15 protein-coding genes are annotated in these 18304 nt (G+C 42.6%); 7 read left to right on the plus strand and 8 right to left on the minus strand.

Going from position 1 to position 18304, the window contains the following annotated elements:
• The 6 genes from QZZ55_RS04930 to QZZ55_RS04955 all read left to right on the plus strand — a co-directional run.
• Nucleotides 1-388: LysM peptidoglycan-binding domain-containing protein (locus QZZ55_RS04930; protein ID WP_293265934.1), on the plus strand; the 388-nt coding region annotated here is incomplete at its 5' end.
• Between the two features lie 2 nt (nucleotides 389-390).
• Nucleotides 391-654 (plus strand): hypothetical protein, encoded by a 264-nt coding sequence (locus QZZ55_RS04935; protein ID WP_293265936.1) that lies wholly within the window; start codon nucleotides 391-393, stop codon nucleotides 652-654.
• 65 nt (nucleotides 655-719) lie between these two features.
• Nucleotides 720-2528: an extracellular solute-binding protein gene (locus QZZ55_RS04940; RefSeq protein WP_293265938.1), complete on the plus strand. Its 1809-nt coding sequence runs from the start codon at nucleotides 720-722 to the stop codon at nucleotides 2526-2528.
• Entirely contained in the window at nucleotides 2528-3613 is a 1086-nt protein-coding gene (locus QZZ55_RS04945) for a microcin C ABC transporter permease YejB (RefSeq protein WP_293265940.1), read from the plus strand. The genes QZZ55_RS04940 and QZZ55_RS04945 overlap by 1 nt, the downstream gene beginning before the upstream one ends.
• A 2-nt stretch (nucleotides 3614-3615) precedes the next feature.
• Nucleotides 3616-4641 carry an ABC transporter permease gene (locus QZZ55_RS04950; protein ID WP_293265942.1) on the plus strand — a complete coding sequence of 342 codons (1026 nt, stop codon included), beginning with the start codon at nucleotides 3616-3618 and terminating at the stop codon, nucleotides 4639-4641.
• Nucleotides 4638-6260 (plus strand): ABC transporter ATP-binding protein, encoded by a 1623-nt coding sequence (locus tag QZZ55_RS04955; protein WP_293265944.1) that lies wholly within the window; start codon nucleotides 4638-4640, stop codon nucleotides 6258-6260. Before QZZ55_RS04950 ends, QZZ55_RS04955 begins: the two co-directional genes overlap by 4 nt.
• Before the next feature lie 6 nt (nucleotides 6261-6266).
• Here QZZ55_RS04955 and QZZ55_RS04960 read toward each other — a convergent pair whose 3' ends face one another.
• The 5 genes from QZZ55_RS04960 to QZZ55_RS04980 form a co-directional block, all read right to left on the minus strand.
• Complete coding sequence (locus tag QZZ55_RS04960) at nucleotides 6267-6926, minus strand: trimeric intracellular cation channel family protein (protein WP_293265946.1); 660 nt, start codon at nucleotides 6924-6926, stop codon at nucleotides 6267-6269.
• A 1-nt stretch (nucleotide 6927) separates the two neighbouring features.
• Nucleotides 6928-7443, minus strand: a complete 516-nt coding sequence (gene ruvC / locus QZZ55_RS04965) for a crossover junction endodeoxyribonuclease RuvC (protein ID WP_293265948.1) — start codon at nucleotides 7441-7443, stop codon at nucleotides 6928-6930.
• Between the two features lie 141 nt (nucleotides 7444-7584).
• Nucleotides 7585-8325 carry a YebC/PmpR family DNA-binding transcriptional regulator gene (locus QZZ55_RS04970; RefSeq protein WP_293265949.1) on the minus strand — a complete coding sequence of 247 codons (741 nt, stop codon included), beginning with the start codon at nucleotides 8323-8325 and terminating at the stop codon, nucleotides 7585-7587.
• A gap of 149 nt (nucleotides 8326-8474) precedes the next feature.
• Nucleotides 8475-10238 carry an aspartate--tRNA ligase gene (aspS, locus tag QZZ55_RS04975; protein ID WP_293265951.1) on the minus strand — a complete coding sequence of 588 codons (1764 nt, stop codon included), beginning with the start codon at nucleotides 10236-10238 and terminating at the stop codon, nucleotides 8475-8477.
• 107 nt (nucleotides 10239-10345) lie between these two features.
• The gene (locus QZZ55_RS04980; protein ID WP_293265953.1) at nucleotides 10346-10804 is read right to left on the minus strand and encodes an HIT domain-containing protein; all 459 of its coding nucleotides are present in this window, start codon (nucleotides 10802-10804) and stop codon (nucleotides 10346-10348) included.
• Between the two features lie 66 nt (nucleotides 10805-10870).
• Here QZZ55_RS04980 and QZZ55_RS04985 point away from each other — a divergent pair, with 66 nt between their 5' ends.
• Nucleotides 10871-12007 carry a GNAT family N-acetyltransferase gene (locus QZZ55_RS04985; RefSeq protein WP_293265955.1) on the plus strand — a complete coding sequence of 379 codons (1137 nt, stop codon included), beginning with the start codon at nucleotides 10871-10873 and terminating at the stop codon, nucleotides 12005-12007.
• 64 nt (nucleotides 12008-12071) lie between these two features.
• On the opposite strand, the gene QZZ55_RS04990 is transcribed toward QZZ55_RS04985, so the two are convergent.
• The 3 genes from QZZ55_RS04990 to QZZ55_RS05000 form a co-directional block, all read right to left on the minus strand.
• Nucleotides 12072-13802 carry an EAL domain-containing response regulator gene (locus QZZ55_RS04990; protein WP_293265957.1) on the minus strand — a complete coding sequence of 577 codons (1731 nt, stop codon included), beginning with the start codon at nucleotides 13800-13802 and terminating at the stop codon, nucleotides 12072-12074.
• Nucleotides 13803-13920: 118 nt separating this feature from the next.
• Complete coding sequence (locus tag QZZ55_RS04995; protein WP_293265959.1) at nucleotides 13921-16911, minus strand: ATP-binding protein; 2991 nt, start codon at nucleotides 16909-16911, stop codon at nucleotides 13921-13923.
• 1 nt (nucleotide 16912) lies between these two features.
• Nucleotides 16913-18304 (minus strand): hypothetical protein (locus QZZ55_RS05000; protein WP_293265961.1); only part of this gene is annotated, 1392 nt, incomplete at its 5' end.

Here is an 18304-nt window from a genome sequence, read left to right on the forward strand (position 1 = left end):
TATAGCAAAAGCCAAACGAACAACTTCTATAACGCAGTACAAAGTGCAAAGCGGAGATACGCTATGGGGTATAGCTAAACAATATAACGCTAGCGTAATGTCTATCCAAGAGTGGAACAACCTACGGCCAAACAGCACATTAAAAATAGGGCAAAAGCTTCGTATTGGTGCCTTACCCGCTAATTTCAGTAAAGACGAAGCCCTCGCTCTACAAAAAATTGGCTATAAAGTTCGAAGTGGTGACTCATTATCAGTCATCGCTGACCGTTATAAAATCAACGTTGCCGATATCAGGGAATGGAACAACCTTCGTAGTGACTCTATTCTTATTAAGCCTGGACAAAAGCTCAAGCTTTTTATCACTGACAAACTAATAGTGCAGAACTAGCCATGGATATACTGAGTATTTTTATTATTGCTGTCGCTACCATCACTGCCATTATCTTTAAAGTATTCCTTTATAAGCGCATTCAGAAGTGGATGGATCAGGATTTAATAAAGTCACTTTCTGAAGGAGACAGCAGTAAACACGCCTACTTATGCCAAGAACTGCAACGACTCGCTTTACAGAAAACGCCACGACGCGATATACATAACGCAATTACAGAATCGGCTAAACGATACCCTTCTCAAGAAGAAAAATCGCAAGAGTAGCATTCTCTGCTTACCACTGATATAACTCCTATATCAGTAGCAGTTTTTACTCTTGGATTTATTTCATGTCTATGTTTTCACTAAAAAAAATAATCGCCCGCACACTTTTTTTAAGTATTTTACCTTTATCTTGCGGTGCTGCTCAGCATGGCTTATCGATGCATGGCGACCTAAAATACACTTCTGACTTTAGTCATTTTGAATACACGAACCCTAACGCTCCCAAAGGCGGTGATATAAAAGAATGGGCACTAGGCACATTCGATAGCTTTAACGGCTTTATAATCAAAGGTACTCCCGCTGATGGATTAGGCCTTATCTATGACTCACTCATGAGCAAAGCGCTAGACGAGCCTTTCTCCCAGTACGGCCTCCTAGCCGCCAGTGTCGACATGCCCGCTTCCAGAGAAAGCATCACTTTTTTCCTTCGCCCTCAGGCACGCTTCTCAGATGGGAACCCCGTTACTGCTGAAGATGTCATTTTCACTTTTAACCTTCTGCTTGAAAAAGGTGCTCCTTTTTACAAATCCTACCTAGGTGATATAGAAAACATAGAAGCGATAGACCCACTCACTGTAAAGTTTCATTTTAAAAATAACGGTAATCGGGAGCTTCCCTTGATTGTTGGCGAAATTCCAATTTTTGCTAAACACTTTTGGAAAGATCGTGATTTCTCAACACCGTCTATAGATATTCCTATTGGGTCAGGTCCTTACACACTGGGAAAATTTGAATCAGGACGCTCGATCACCTATCAAAGAAACTCAACATACTGGGGCAAAGATCTAGCGGTAAATACAGGGCGCTTCAATTTTAACTCAATCACATATGATTACTACCGAGACTCAACTGTTTCCCTAGAAGCCTTCAAGGCTGGCGCATATGACTTTCGCCAAGAAACCTCATCAAAACAGTGGGCCACCAGTTACTCGGGACCACAGTTTGATAGCGGCAAATTAATCAAAGAAGAAATTACTCATAGTAAGCCAACGGGCATGCAGGCTTTCATATTTAATACCCGCAAACCTTATTTTAAGGACCCTGACGTACGTAAAGCACTCAGCTATGCCTTTGATTTTGAGTGGACCAACAACAATCTTTTTTACGGGGCTTATGCCCGTACTCATAGCTATTTCTCAAACTCTGACATGGCAGCTATTGAACTACCGTCACCAGAAGAATTAGATATTTTAGAGCCCTTTCGAAACCAACTTCCAGACGAAGTGTTTACAAAAGCATATCGTGCACCTAGCTATGATGGTTCAGGAAAAATCCGAAAACACATCAGACAGGCACTGCGAATATTGAAGCAGTCCGGTTGGGAGCTTACCAACGGGAAATTAATCAACGCCGACACTAAAGAGCCGATGATATTTGAGATTCTATTGGTTCAGAAAGATTTTGAACGCATCATAGCGCCGATGATAAAAAACTTACAACGCATGGGCATACAAACAAAAATCCGCATTGTTGATGTCTCTCAATACATCAACCGCTTGCGTGCATTCGATTTTGATATGGTCGTTGGTTCATTTGCGCAATCATCATCGCCTGGAAATGAACTATTTGAATACTGGGGCTCTAAGAATGCACAACAACCTGGTAGCCGTAACCTGATCGGTATTGAAAACCCTGTCATAGACAAGTTGATTGAATTGATAATACAAGCACCCGACCGCAAACAATTAGTACTACGCTCTCGCGCACTCGACCGAGTCTTGCAGTGGCACTATTATGTTATCCCTCAGTTTCATAGCCGTAGCTACCGGATTGCTTATAAAAAGATATTTGGTTTTCCAACAGTGAAGCCGACCTATGACTTAGGTTTTGATACATGGTGGATTAAACAGCCAGAAAGTGAGCCTAGTAATTAATGGCTGCTTATATTCTTAGACGATTACTGCTGATTATTCCAACGCTGATCGGCATTCTCACTATCAATTTTCTTATTATTCAAGCCGCGCCAGGCGGCCCTGTTGAGCAAACTATTGCTCAACTTGAAGGCTTAAGTAACAGCGCTGTCCCTGGCAGTTCTGGCGGAGGCGAATTAACAGCGAATCAAAACACTAACGACAGTAGTTACCGTGGTGGACGCGGGCTTGACCCTCGGCTCGTTGCCGAAATAGAAGCATTGTATGGTTTTGATAAACCTGCACATGAACGCTATTTTCAGATGCTTGGCAATTACCTAACCTTTGACTTTGGTAAGAGCTTTTATAGTGATAAAAGTGTTATTGACCTAATAGTTGAAAAGTTACCTGTATCCATATCTCTAGGCCTATGGACTACGTTACTTACCTATTTAATATCGGTTCCTTTAGGCATTAGGAAAGCCGTTAAAGATGGCAGCACCTTCGATGTATGGAGCAGTACGGTCATTATCATTGGCTATGCCATTCCCAACTTCCTGTTTGCTATTCTTCTCATCGTTCTTTTTGCTGGGGGCAGTTATTTTGATTGGTTCCCATTAAGAGGTTTGACCTCTTCAAACTTTGATGAGTTATCATTAATTGAAAAAATTGGTGATTATTTCTGGCACATAACGCTACCCGTGTTTGCCTCCGTCATCAGTAGCTTTGCAACATTAACAATGTTAACGAAGAACTCTTTCTTAGACGAGATCAACAAGCAATATGTACTCACCGCGCGTGCAAAAGGATTAACTGAGAAAAACGTACTGTATGGTCATATTTTTCGTAATGCGATGCTGCTCATTATCGCCGGTATGCCTGCGGCATTAATCGGTATATTTTTTACTGGATCAATGTTAATCGAAGTGATTTTCTCTCTTGATGGGCTCGGGCTTCTCGGCTACGAAGCAGTTATCAATAGAGACTACCCTGTTATCTTTGGCACGCTTTATATCTTTACACTGATCGGTTTACTAATGAAGTTAATTAGTGATCTTACCTACGTCATGGTGGATCCACGTATCGACTTTGAAAGTAGGGAGCAGTAGTTATGACTCCTATTAATCAGAGGCGCATTGCTAACTTCAAAATGAACCGCCGCGGCTTTTGGTCATTGTGGATATTTCTTACACTCTTTATCCTGAGTCTACTGGCTGAACTGATCGCTAATGACCAGCCTCTAATCGTTAAATACCAAAGCAATTTCTATTTCCCCGTTGTAAAAGAATATTACGAAACAGAGTTCGGAGGTGAGTTTCAATCTGCTGCTGACTACAAAGACCCTTACGTACAAGAGTTAATCGCTGAAAAGGGTGAGGGATGGATAATTTGGCCCCCTATTCCGTACAACCACCGCAGTATTAACTACGATTTACCCGTGCCAGCACCGTCACCCCCGAACACTGAAAATATACTAGGTACTGATGACCAAGGACGTGATGTGTTTGCCCGTGTCATTTACGGATTTCGCATATCCATTTTATTTGCTCTAGTTCTAACCATTACTAGCTCAATCATCGGTGTTGTTGCAGGCGCTTTACAAGGTTTTTATGGAGGGAAAGTAGATCTATATTTCCAACGCTTTATTGAAATTTGGTCAGGCCTTCCTGTGCTATTTTTATTGATCATTCTTGCCAGTATTGTGGAGCCTAACTTCTGGTGGTTGTTAGGAATTATGCTCTTATTTTCATGGATGAGCTTGGTTGACGTAGTTCGCGCTGAATTTCTGCGTGGAAGAAACCTAGAATATGTTAGAGCAGCAAGAGCGTTAGGTGTTTCAAATCAACAAATCATGTTCCGCCATATACTTCCTAATGCGATGGTTGCCACCCTTACCTTTATGCCCTTCATCTTTAACGGCGGAATTGTCACATTAACTGCTTTGGATTTTCTAGGATTTGGCCTGCCGCCTGGCTCAGCATCACTCGGTGAACTGATTGCACAAGGCAAAGACAACCTCCACGCCCCTTGGTTAGGCTTGTCTGCCTTCATGACACTGTCCGTTATGTTAACGCTGCTTATTTTTATCGGTGAAGCGATACGCGATGCCTTTGACCCAAGGAAAACCTTGCTATGACTGAGCATTCCAACACATCGCAGACTCCTGCTAAAAACCTCGTTAAGGTTAATAACCTCAGTGTACAATTTGGCCAGGGTTCATCCGCTATTACCGCAGTAAAATCTGTCAGCTTTGAGATAAAAAAAGGGGAAACAATGGCTCTGGTTGGTGAATCAGGGTCCGGAAAATCAGTCACTGCCTTATCTATATTACGCTTACTCCCCTACCCTAAAGCTAGCCACCCAAACGGCAGTATCCATTATCAGGGTAAAGATATATTAAAAGCCGATGAAAGATCATTACGAAATATCAGAGGCGACCAAATCAGCATTATTTTCCAAGAACCGATGACGTCGTTAAACCCTCTTCATACTGTAGAAAAGCAGATTGCTGAAAGCCTCTGGCTTCATAAGCTATTAAAAGGTGATGCTGCACGACAACGCACTTTAGAACTACTTACTTTAGTGGGTATTCGAGAACCAGAAAGCCGCTTAGCCAGCTACCCTCACCAGCTATCTGGCGGACAGAGGCAGCGAGTAATGATCGCGATGGCACTTGCCAATGAGCCAGAACTTCTCATCGCAGATGAACCAACTACTGCGTTAGATGTAACCGTGCAAAAGCAAATACTAGAACTCTTACAGCAGATACAAAAAAAACTCGGCATGGCTATTCTGCTCATCACTCATGACCTAAATATTGTTAAACGTTATGCAAAAAATGTCTGTGTAATGCATCAAGGAGAAATTGTTGAACGAGGTGAAACTGGCCAGATTTTTAATCATCCTCAAGCCTCCTACACACAACAACTAATCTCAGCCGAACCAACCGGCAAACCAAAGCCCGTGGAAAACAACAGTGAATGTATTTTAGAAACTGAAGACCTAAAAGTATGGTTTCCCATAAAACGTGGCTTTTTAGGGCGCACCGTTGACCATGTCAAAGCAGTCAACGGTATTAGCTTAACCTTAAAACGAGGTGAAACCCTCGGTGTTGTAGGTGAGTCTGGTTCGGGGAAAACAACCCTAGGGCTTGCAATACTTCGCCTAATTCGCAGCGAAGGGGCTATTCACTTCCACAACACAAGAATAGATACCCTTAACCAAAGCAGTATAAAGCCGCTAAGAAGGCAGCTTCAAGTGGTGTTTCAGGACCCATTTGGCAGCCTTAGTCCGCGTATGTCAGTAGAGGAGTGTATTGCTGAAGGATTAACGGTTCATAACATTGGTAAAGAGTCAGAGAGAGAGTCCCTAATAACACGAGCATTAATCGAAGTAGGATTAGACCCTAATGTGCGACATCGTTACCCCCATGAATTTTCGGGCGGCCAACGACAGCGTATATCCATTGCTCGCGCACTCATTTTAAAGCCCGACATTATTATTCTTGACGAGCCAACATCAGCGCTAGATAGAACAGTTCAAGTTCAAATTGTAGAGTTATTAAAAGAACTTCAACTGAAATACAGTTTGAGTTATATATTCATCAGCCATGATTTGTCTGTCGTGAAAGCCCTAAGCCATAAAGTGCTGGTCATGAAACAAGGTGAGGTGGTTGAACAAAGTACTGCTGACACCTTGTTCAGTTCACCTTCGCATGCTTACACACAAGATTTACTAAAAGCAGCGTTTGAATAGCAGCAATTAGCGATCTCTCGCCTCTTCTGGTGATTCCAACTTATGTCCTGCCACAATGAATTCTGGCAAGCATAGGTCACCAAATATTGCGGCTAAACGAGTAATGAAAATAATTAGCATAGAGGCAATAGCTAACACGCGCTCTTCAATTAAGCCAAAAAACACAACATAAAAAACAGCCCCTAAAATGGCACAGGTTGCATAAAGCTCACCTTCCCGATGAAGGATTAACGGAATTTCACGCGTTAATATATCTCGGATCATACCGCCAGCACAGCCTGTGATACAGGCCATCATGATGACTATAATAGGCCCCATTCCAAGAGACATTGCCTTCTCTGCTCCTAAGACAGCAAATAAGGCCAATCCAGCCGCATCTAGCACCAGCATGGTTCTTCGAGGATATAAAAAATACCTGCATATTAGAAATGCAGAAACCGCCGAAATAATTGCGGTCCACAGGTAGGTGTTATTTACAACCCAGCCAATGGGGTATGCGTTGAGTGTAATATCCCTAATGGTTCCTCCGCCGAGCGAAGTAACAATAGCCAGCACCACTACCCCAAGAATGTCCATTCGCTTGCCTTGGGCAGCCAAGGCGCCTGTGATCGAAAAAACAGAAACCCCGACCAGTTCCGCAAAATAAATAAGTGTCGCGTTATCCATATTACCTCCAACGCCCTTGTCTTCGCCCTGTTGCACCTGCCATTTTTATCATACCTAAGCGTGTATTCGCGTGGCACAAAGCAATTGCTAATGCATCTGCCGCATCCGCTTGTGGTAAACCGGGAAGCTTCAGTATCTGTGTAACCATATGCTGTACTTGAACTTTATCAGCCGAACCCTTTCCTACTACTGATTGCTTAATAGATCGTGCCGCATACTCAAATACTGGCAGCTCCTGCTGAGTACCCGCAACAATAGCGACGCCACGAGCCTGACCCAACTTAAGTGCAGAATCCGCATTCTTGGACATAAACACTTGTTCAATAGCCATTTCTTGCGGCGAAAACAGCCTGATAACCTCTGTAACCCCTGCAAAAACTTGATTGAGGCGATCAGGGAGTTCATCGCCTTTAATACGAATGCAACCGCTCGCTATATATTCATTACGAGCCCCAACAACATTTATCAAACCGTAACCTGTTATACGAGAACCCGGGTCAATTCCTAAAATGATCATTCGACAACCTTGTTTATCACACCTTGCCTAATACACCCAATCAAGACGCTATAAGCATAATCTTCATACAAAAACATAACCAATAAAAAAGCCGAGACTCTGCAAAAAGAAGCTCGGCTTTTTAAATCATTAAAGAAGGTCTTACTCTTGCAATGACTCTTCTGGAATCTCAGCGTTATGATATACATTTTGCACATCATCAAGATCTTCCAACGTATCAAGAAGACGCAATACTTTACGACCTCCCTCAACATCTAATTCAGCTGTGGTTGATGGAATCATTGAAACCTCATCATGAGCAGGCTCAAGACCCGCCGCAATCAACCCTTCTTTAACATCCAAGAAGTCGGTAGGCGCAGTAAATACATCAATAGACCCATCGTCATGAGTAACGACATCATCAGCACCTAGCTCTAATGCAGCTTCCATGATGGCGTCTTCATCGGCACCCGCTTCATAAGACAGCTGCCCTTTTTTTTCAAATAAATAAGCAACGGAACCACTCGTTCCTAAATTACCACCGGCTTTGGAAAACGCCGAACGTACTTGAGAAACAGTTCGATTGACATTATCCGTCATGGTTTCAACTAGAAAAGCAACACCACCCGAGCCATAGCCTTCATAGGTTAACTCATCGTAGTTTTCACCTTCGCCACCACCGGCTCCACGTTGAACGGCTTTCTCGATAGTATCTCGCTTCATATTAGAACCAAGGCTTTTATCTATCGCTGCTCGCAACCGAGGATTATCGTCCGGATTACCGCCGCCCTCTTTCGCGGCCACTACTAGCTCACGAATAAGTTTAGTGAATATCTTTCCTCGCTTTGCATCCTGAGCGGCCTTGCGGTGCTTGATGTTAGCGAATTTAGAATGGCCTGCCATTGATGTCTCCCTTTTTAGCCGTGGTGCAAAAATAAAGTACTTATCAAAAAAGTGTTTATCAATACTCACTTACAAAAAAAGCACTTACAAATAAGCTGCCCGGAGGCAGCTTATATTTCGTACATTTAACGCTATTCTAATGCGCTTTACTAAGGTGTTTTACGCAACTTAATATTAAGCTCGCGAAGCTGAGCAGCACTTACTTCGCCTGGCGCATTTGTCATCATACAAGATGCACTCTGCGTTTTAGGGAAGGCTATAACTTCACGAATAGAGTCAGTGCCGGTCATCAACATAATGAGACGGTCCAAACCAAATGCCAAACCACCGTGCGGTGGAGCACCATATTTAAGAGCGTTCAATAGGAAGCCAAATTTATCATCGGCTTCTTCATCTGAGATACCCAAGATTTCCAAGACCTGAGCCTGCATCTCTTGGTCATGAATACGGATAGAACCGCCACCCAGCTCACAACCATTAAGTACCATATCGTATGCACGAGACAACGCTGATAAAGGATTAGCTTTCAATTCTTCAGCCGTACAGCTTGGTGCAGTAAACGGATGATGAAGTGCCGTTAAGCCACCATCACTGGTCTCTTCAAACATTGGGAAATCAACGACCCATAATGGAGCCCACTCACACTGGGACATCTCAAGATCTTCACCCACTTTGATACGTAGCGCACCCAATGCCTCAGAAACAATCTTCTCTTTATCAGCACCAAAGAACACAAGGTCGCCGTTCTCAGCACCCAAACGTTCCATAATCGCCATCGTCACATCATTACCCAAGAACTTAATGATAGGAGACTGAAGACCTTCTACGCCTTTTTCAATTTCATTAACCTTGATCCACGCCAAACCTTTAGCACCGTAAATGCTAACAAACTTAGTATAGTCATCAATATTTTTACGCGTCAGCTTAGCGCCACCAGGTACTTTAAGGGCAGCTACACGGCCTTTAGGATCTTTAGCAGGACCGGCAAAGACTTTAAATTCGATCTCAGCCATTAGGTCTGCAACGTCAACCAGCTCCATAGAAAAGCGAAGGTCAGGTTTGTCAGAACCAAAGCGCTGCATCGCTTCAGAGTATGGCATGCGAGGGAAATCACCCAGGTCCACACCTTTTAGTTCAAGAAACAGCTTACGTATCATGGTTTCTGTAATACCCATGATCGCTTCTTCATCCATAAAGGATGTTTCAATGTCTATCTGAGTGAATTCAGGTTGACGATCTGCGCGTAAATCTTCATCACGGAAACATTTAGCAATCTGGTAGTAACGGTCGAAACCAGACACCATCAATAACTGTTTAAACAGCTGAGGAGACTGCGGAAGAGCGAAAAACGACCCTTCATGCGTGCGGCTTGGAACCAAGAAATCGCGTGCACCTTCTGGCGTAGCACGATTCAAAATAGGCGTTTCGATATCTAGGAAACCGTTATCATCTAGATAGTTACGAATGGCATTCGATACTTTAGAACGAAAGCGTAGTTTTTCCTGCATTTCAGGACGACGTAGGTCAATATAGCGATGACGTAAACGAACATCTTCGCCTACCTTTTGATGATCATCTAACGGGAAAGGAGGTGTCTCCGCCTTGTTCAGGATGTTCAATCCAAGACCTAGTACTTCAATTTCACCCGTAGGCATATCACTGTTAACAGTACCGTCAGGGCGGTGACGAACAAGCCCCTTGATTTCAATAACATATTCGCTACGTACACTGTTTGCTATTGCAAAACTTTCTTCACGCTCAGGATCAAAAACAACCTGTGCGATACCTTGGCGGTCGCGTACATCAAGAAAGATAACTCCACCATGGTCACGGCGGCGATGTACCCAGCCTGTTAACGTAATTTCTTCGCCGATATGTTCTTTTCTCAAATCGCCGCAATAATGGCTGCGCATAGTCTACTGTTCCTATCCATTGCTGGATGCTGTTCACCAGCACCACTTAAAAATCAGGTATAAACAAAGGGCAAAATTATACCTGAATTAGCGCAACGTTACAGTGACTATACCTGCCTATTTTCATCGAAAATGAATGTAACCTCACCCGTCAGCATAGATTCAAGTCGTGATCGAATATGATCAATCTGTTCTGGTGTATATGGAACAGCTGGGTGTAGACCCCATACAGGACCTGGCCAAGCCTTATCCCCTTCACTTCTGGCAACAAGATGTACGTGCAGTTGCGAGACAATATTACCAAGATTCGCTACATTCATCTTTCTTGCAGAGAAACTATCTACCATTACTTCAGCCAACTCAGAAGATTCATCCATCAGTTGATGTTGCTCTTCTCGTGATAAATGATATATCTCTGTGGCGCCTGCTCGTCGTGGAACTAAAATAAACCACGGGTAGTTCGAATCATTCATCAGTAAAAGACGACAAAGCGGAAAATCCCCCATGGCGATACAATCACTGTCTAAACGTGCATCGAGTTCAAACTCCAATTCTAATTCATCCATTGCAATCACCTTAACAAAGTCACTAAATTACATTGAAAATAGTCGCTATAAACAACAGTATAGAGCATGACATATCGATTTGATCTATCCAAAAGCATTACTGATATCGGATTAGCTGAATGGGAACGCCTTGCGGGAAGGTCACACCCATTCATTCGATATGAGTTTCTTGAGACACTAGAGTCCAGCGGTGCTGTATCGACTCAAACAGGCTGGCAGCCTCTTCATCTTCGTTTATTCGAAAATGATGACTGTATCCTCATTCTTCCAATGTACTTGAAAAGTCACTCTTATGGGGAATATGTTTTCGACTGGGCTTGGGCTGATGCTTATGAACGCCACGGGTTAGACTATTACCCAAAACTGATAACCTCGATACCTTTTACGCCAGTATCAGGGCCACGCCTAGCGACTCAAAAGCCACTGTCTGAAGTAATACCATTATTAACCCAGATCATTAAGCAAATTTGTGCAGAAAGGGGGATATCCTCTTGGCATGGGCTTTTCTTTGAAAACAGCCAACAGCTGCATATGCAAACGCAAGATTTTAAAAATAGATTAGGTACTCAATACCACTGGTTTAATAAAGACTACCAAGACTTTAATCACTTTCTAAATGGCTTCAGTTCTCGGAAAAGAAAAAATGTTAAACGGGAAAGACAAAAAATCACCGAGCAAAACGTGATTGTTCATTGTATTGAAGGCTCAGACATCTCCGAATCTTTGTTAAATACCTTCTATCACTGCTACCACCTAACCCATTTAAAACGAGGTAGGCAAGGCTATCTTAACCCAGAATTTTTTCGTAATTTACTACACACTATGCCTGAGCAAATAGTCATGTTTGCTGCCCAGTACCAATCAAAATATGTTGCAACTGCATTGTGTTTCAAAGATGAACATACACTTTATGGCCGCTATTGGGGCTGTATTGAAGAGTTTAATAATTTGCATTTTGAAACCTGTTTTTACACAGGGATTGAGTACTGCATTCGACATGGTTTACAACGGTTTGACCCAGGTGCACAAGGAGAACACAAAATACAACGAGGGTTTGAGCCTATAGAAACCTGGTCCTCTCACTACATCAGTAATCCTTCATTTGAACAGGCTATTGTTCATTTTTTAGATGAAGAAGAAGCCCTTATGAGAACACAGATTAGCGAGTTATCTAAAGGATTACCTTTTAGAAAAGATGATTGATTAGCTTCAACATTTTAAAAAAGTAAAGCGATGGCTCATCAAATGAAACGGGCGAAGACAGTATTTAACTGTGCACATCATAATACGCTTTAAAAGCATCAACGCTTAAAGGTCGGGCAAAGTGATAACCTTGGAATAAATCACAACCCGCTATCGCCAAATAGTCTGCCTGCTCTTGGTTTTCGACACCCTCTGCTACCACCAAAAAATTAAGCTTTTTGGCCATGGTAATGATTGCAGAGGTGATAGCCTGGTCTCCTTTGTTATCAGGAAGCCCATCGACAAATGTCTTATCAATTTTAAGCTCATTAAGAGGAAAGCTTTTTAAATAACTGAGGGATGAATAACCTGTGCCAAAGTCATCTACAGAAACTTTCAAACCCAAGCCTTTAAGCTGATGAAGAATGGAGTTTGTTTTCGTTATATCACTCATAGCCAAACTTTCAGTCATTTCTATCACAACAGACTCAGGCCGTACTTTACTGTCCTGCAAGCATTTATCTACAAGCGCTACAAAACCATCAGCGCGAAACTGCTTACTCGAAACATTAATCGAGATAGAAACATTATTCATTGCTTGTTGTTGCCAAGCAGCCGCTTGGAGAAATGCATTCATCAACACCCAAGAGCCAATCTCTTCCATTAACCCACTTTGTTCTGCAATCGGTACAAATATCGCCGGTGATATAATCGCTTTATCGGGGCGCGCCCAACGAAGCAAGGCTTCAGCGCCTTTGACTGTACCAGTAAAAGCATCCACTTGAGGTTGAAACACCAAGTAAAACTCATTATCTTTAATCGCTTTCTTCAAGTCTTGCTGCATTTGCAACCTTTCTTGCAGATGTAGATTAGCTTCTTGTGAATAAAACTGTAATGGGCCGGGCATTTCATCATAAGAATGATGCGCCGCGTAACTAGCATTCTTCAGGACGATGTCTGCATCATTTCCATCTCTAGGGCTCATCGCTATCCCTAAGCTAATGGTAATATACAAGCTGTGTTGATCAATAATAAAGGGCGCTTCAAACGCTTTTATTAAACGCTCCGCTATGCATGATAACTCTTCATCAGATAACTCTTCATACAGCAATATTGAAAACTCATCTCCTGATATTTTAGAGATTATTTTGGTTGGATCTTGGCTCTGAAAATTGCCACACATGTCCATTGAGCTTAAGCAGTTTTGCAAGCGAAGGGATGCTTCGTTCAATACATCATCCCCTACCTTAGGCCCAAAACTATCATTAATCGCTTTGAAGGTAGCTAACCGTATAGCAATGACAGATAATTGGTTGTCAGTTTTTACTGTACTTTCAATGGCAGAGGCTAAACGCTCTAAAAAGAGTTTACGATTAGGTAAACCGGTTAACACGTCCAAATAAATTAGCTGGTCTTGATAAGCCTTAACAGTCAGTATGTTCCTAACCCTAAGCACCAGCTCACTCGGGTCGACCGGTTTTGCTAGAAAATCTGTAGCACCTAACTCAAGCGCTTTTAATTTTGTGGCCCCGTCACTTGAAGAGGTCAGTACGATAATAGGGAGGTGCTTTGTTTGCTCCATCCCCCTCAGAGCTTCTAATACCATAAAGCCTGTGACATCTGGCATGACTAAATCTAACAAGAGAACATCTGGCTTACGGTTAGTCACTAACTCTACGGCACACACTGAGTCACTTTGACCTAAAAAATTATCATAGCCAGCGTCTTCAAGAAAAGCTTGAATTAAATCGATCATGATAGGCTCATCATCGACCATCATAATCAGTGAATCTGTTAAAACTGAGTTGCTACTCAAATCAAAAACACCTGATTGAACTGACACATTTACCAAACAGATTACCTTTCAATCTGCTGCACTTATTACTTAAGTGTAAGACACATTTAACGCTCTGCAAGTTATCTTTATTCATAATTTAAACCTTACTGACGGTTTCTAATGATTCAGCGTTGACAAAAAGAGCGGGATCAATATTTTCTACACGTAGAATAAGCGCTTGTACCTTCCCATAACTATTCCTAATTGCCACGTCATCTCTACATTTTGCTGCTTCTTCCAGCTCCATAGCAGGCTCTGTTAATTCTGAAAAACCAAGACTGCCTGCAGACCCTTTTAACCAATGCGATAATTTACCCAATGCCTCATAATCCCCACGCTGAACGGCACTATGAATTTCAACGGACTGTTCTTCAAGACGAGTTACAAAACGATCAACAATTTGTTGATATTTAGGGTTATTTTCACTTAATGAAGAACGCAAGACGCTCTCATTTGACACGTTAACAACAGGAAGCGGTTTAAAACCATCATCGACGACCTCTGACGAACCTGCAGCATCCAACCGTGCTGTGCCATCAGACAACGCCAAACCTAAGCAGGCCCTACGATAAAGCAGCTCAACCGCGGACAAATTACTTCTTGCAGCGCTGCTATCCCGCGCAATAGCGGCACTCTCCAGTTCTATTGCCACCTCAGTAAACATATCAAATCCAACACTGCCTGCAGAGCCTTTAAGCCAATGCGCTAAATCTGACAATTCGGAAAACTCCTCTTTTTCTAGCGCACCATTCATCTCGATAATTTGCTCTTCGAGCCTGCTTACAAAACGCTTAACGATACTTACAAATTTCTCATTACTGGCTAAGCTCGACACAATAGGTTGCAAGGCTTCACTTATATCTTTACTAAGAGCGTTAGGAGGTAAAACATGACTTGATGGATCTGGTAGTGCTTTTTTAACAACGGGTAAAACCTCTTGTTCATCTGTTATTTCAGTCTCGGTTTCTATCAGTTTTTCTCCGTCGAGTAATTCGGCTAACAATGCAACAAGCTCATCAATATTGATTGGCTTCGTCATGTAGTGGCTATAACCCGCAGAAATACACCGCTTCTCGATTCCTTTCATTGCATGGGCCGTCAATGCAACCACAGGCTGTTTCAAACCCATTCTGCGCATTTCACTCACAGCAGAATAGCCATCCATGACAGGCATTTGGACATCCATCAAAATAATATCAAAGTTATTTTCCAGTGCTTTTACAAGACCATCTTGTCCATGAATGGCTGTAACCACGTCTAAACCCAAGTCTTCTAAAACAAGCTTGAGTAACTCACGGTTTTCATTTCCGTCATCAACAACGAGGATACTCGCTGCGGGAAGCTTCCACTTAACCACCTCAGCGGAATCATCATGCTCAAGCTCAATTAATAAATTTTCTGGCGTTAACCACGTCACATTAGACGTATCTTTTAAGTCTAAGACTAACGTGAATGTACTCCCCTGACCGTAATCACTACTTGCTACGATATCTCCACCTAGCGCCTGAGCGAACTTGTGGCTGATTGAAAGGCCAAGCCCCGTCCCTCCGAAGCGTCTAGTAATCGAGCTGTCCGCCTGAACAAAGGGATCAAACACCGAACTAACTTGTTGTTCTGTCATACCAATACCTGTATCCACAATATCTATTCGTAATTGCGGATTGGCTCTATCAGGTACTGATGCGTGAATAGTTATCGAGCCCTGCTCAGTAAATTTTATAGAGTTACCTATCAAGTTAGTAAGAATCTGTCTGACTCTTCCGGGATCTGTTTCTATTTCCTCAGGAATAGCAGTTAAAGCATCAAACTTGAGTACCAGCGCCTTCTCATCAGCTTTAACTTTCATGGTCTGCATAACTTGTTGAATTAACTGAACGGGTTTACAGTCAATTATTTCAACATCTAACCGACCTGCCTCAACTTTAGATAAGTCTAATATATCATTAATCAGATCAAGTAAATGCTGTCCGCTTGATGAAATAGTGTTCAGGTGCTTACGCTGATCAGGCTGCAAACCACCACGGTCACGGCGTAACAACTCGGTAAAGCCCAAAATAGCATTCATTGGTGTGCGTATTTCGTGGCTCATGTTTGCTAAGAATTCACTCTTAGCTTTGTTCGCCGTTTCAGCTTCTTCTTTAGAGCGTCTTAACTCTATATCTTTCTCTTCCAATGCCGTTACGTCATCTAAGCTGACAAGTACACCGCCGACTTTCCCTCCCGGAAGCAACACGGGAGAGCAGTTAACCATGAAGGTTTTTTTAGAAGTATCAGATAGCTGTAAGCGAACAATATGGTTGGTAATTGGTTGTCCACTTTCCATGGCCAATTTCCACGGATACTTATCCGCTGAGGTATCGTTTTTACTATCTTGCCACGGAAAAGTGGATGCTTTTAATCCGACCAACTTCTCTGCGGGCCGGTCGACCAGAGTAGCGAACGCTTGATTCGCCAACACAATGTTTTGCTTAATATCCATGACAAGAAGACTTTCAGCCATCGTATCAAGTGCAGACCTCACTCGGTCTGGAACCGCCTGAGAAGGGTCCAATTGTTTTAACATTCGCCCTAAATACCAAAAGAAAATAATAAAACAGGCGCTACTCAAGAACATAATAAAAATAACGACAGGATTCTTCATGTACCCCAAAAAACCCGGTGCTTCAATTGGCACGAACCGAAGCTCAACTTGCCCCCATTGCTGCTCACCTTCCCATACAGGTACGACAACATCCGTATCGGTAGAAGCTAACCCTTCTACAGGAACCCAATTAACAGAATGCTCGGATATATCCGCTAACAATTTATCATCCCTTCGGCGTACACCTGCGGACAGTAAATCTGGATTTCTCTCTACCGTTACTTCCAAAGCAGAGTGCATACGACGAATATCGGAGCGTGTAATGTACAAAGAGCTATTTACTGCGATCGTTTCTGCTAGCACGATCCGTGCTTCGCGCTTTATATTTCCCTCATTAGGTAACAGGCCTGTCATTGCTGCAATTAAAACAAGACTGACAATAATACTTGATTGCCCAAGTGCTATTCTGGCCTTAGAGCTATGCCTTCCAAAAATTCGCTCTATCATGTTATGAATCCTTACTCACAGACGCTTCATCTTTGCTCTCTTTTTGTACTAAAGATTCAAGTGAGTCTTCATCTTCCTCATTCAAGCCATAATCATCACCCTCCATCTTCGATAATATGGGTAATGGGTCAATAAAACGCCAAGCAGGCAAAGATGTGAGCACGCTTGATAATAAAATACCACTACGCAACAACCATGTTACATACCCAATAGAAAGCCCTGTCGACATTGCAATCCCACTACCCACTACCATTTGATCCAATGTAATCTGGTTTTGAAAATCTTTTTCCATTTCATCTAAACCATGCATAAAACCACTTGAGTTAACTAACAAAAGTGGGTCTGATAATTGAACCCAACTCGCTTTAAGGTCCGTTACCACCGATATTTGATTACCTATGGCTAGCGATAATGGTTTGATTGTATGGTTAGGTTTTGCTTCATCCGTAACAACCGCAATCGCTACAGGCTCAATCACTACAACCGCTTCTTGCTCAGGCGTAACCACATTAAGAGGTTCTACAGTTACGGCCTCGTCTACGACTACTTCAATGAGTTCATCCTTGGTCTCTTCTTCTACTTCGGCCACAGGCTCAGTAGATGTATCTTTCACCTGTTGCGTGGTTTCGTTTTCGGTTTCAACTACAGATATAACCACTTCTGTAATGCTTTCTTTTAGAATTTTATCTACATATGCTTCTGAACTGACAACATTTTCAGTTGACCCTTGTGCATCTGTGTAGCGCGCATCTACTGTAATCACTTGGCCAACATCATCATTTACCAATGTATAGCTACTACCTACGGCTCCAATATCACTGCCATTACGTTGCCAGTGAAAAATAATTTCCCCCAAGCCGTCTGCATCTTTAAGCGTTGCATTAACAGTCAGCGTTTCGTTTTCAGTTGGGCTTCCATCACTGATAATCGTCACTGAACCAGAGGGAGCATCATTAACATTAGCAACATCATTAATGCTATTACTCTGTAATGCTTCGCTCGCGCCTAATCTATCTGTGTAGCGAGCTTCTACGGTAATAACCTGGCCAACATCTTCTTCTACTAATACGTAGCTGCTACCGATACTCCCAATATCACTGCCATTACGCTGCCAATGGTAAGTAATTTCTCCTATTCCATCTTCATCTATAAGGGTATCCGTCACACTGAGCATTTCGTTTTCGGCCGGTGTACCATCGCTACTGATGGTAACCGCCCCCTCTGGCGCATCATTAACATTCGCGATTCCGTCAATACTGTTGCTCAATACAGTTTCATCCGTACCACCAACATCCGTGTAACGAGCCTCTACTGTAATCGTTTGACCAACATCAGCATTCACTAAGGTATAACTGCTTCCTGTAATGCCAATATCAATACCATTACGTTGCCA

Origin of the sequence: Neptunomonas sp. (assembly GCF_016744175.1) — a bacterium.
Lineage (GTDB): Bacteria > Pseudomonadota > Gammaproteobacteria > Pseudomonadales > Balneatricaceae > Neptunomonas.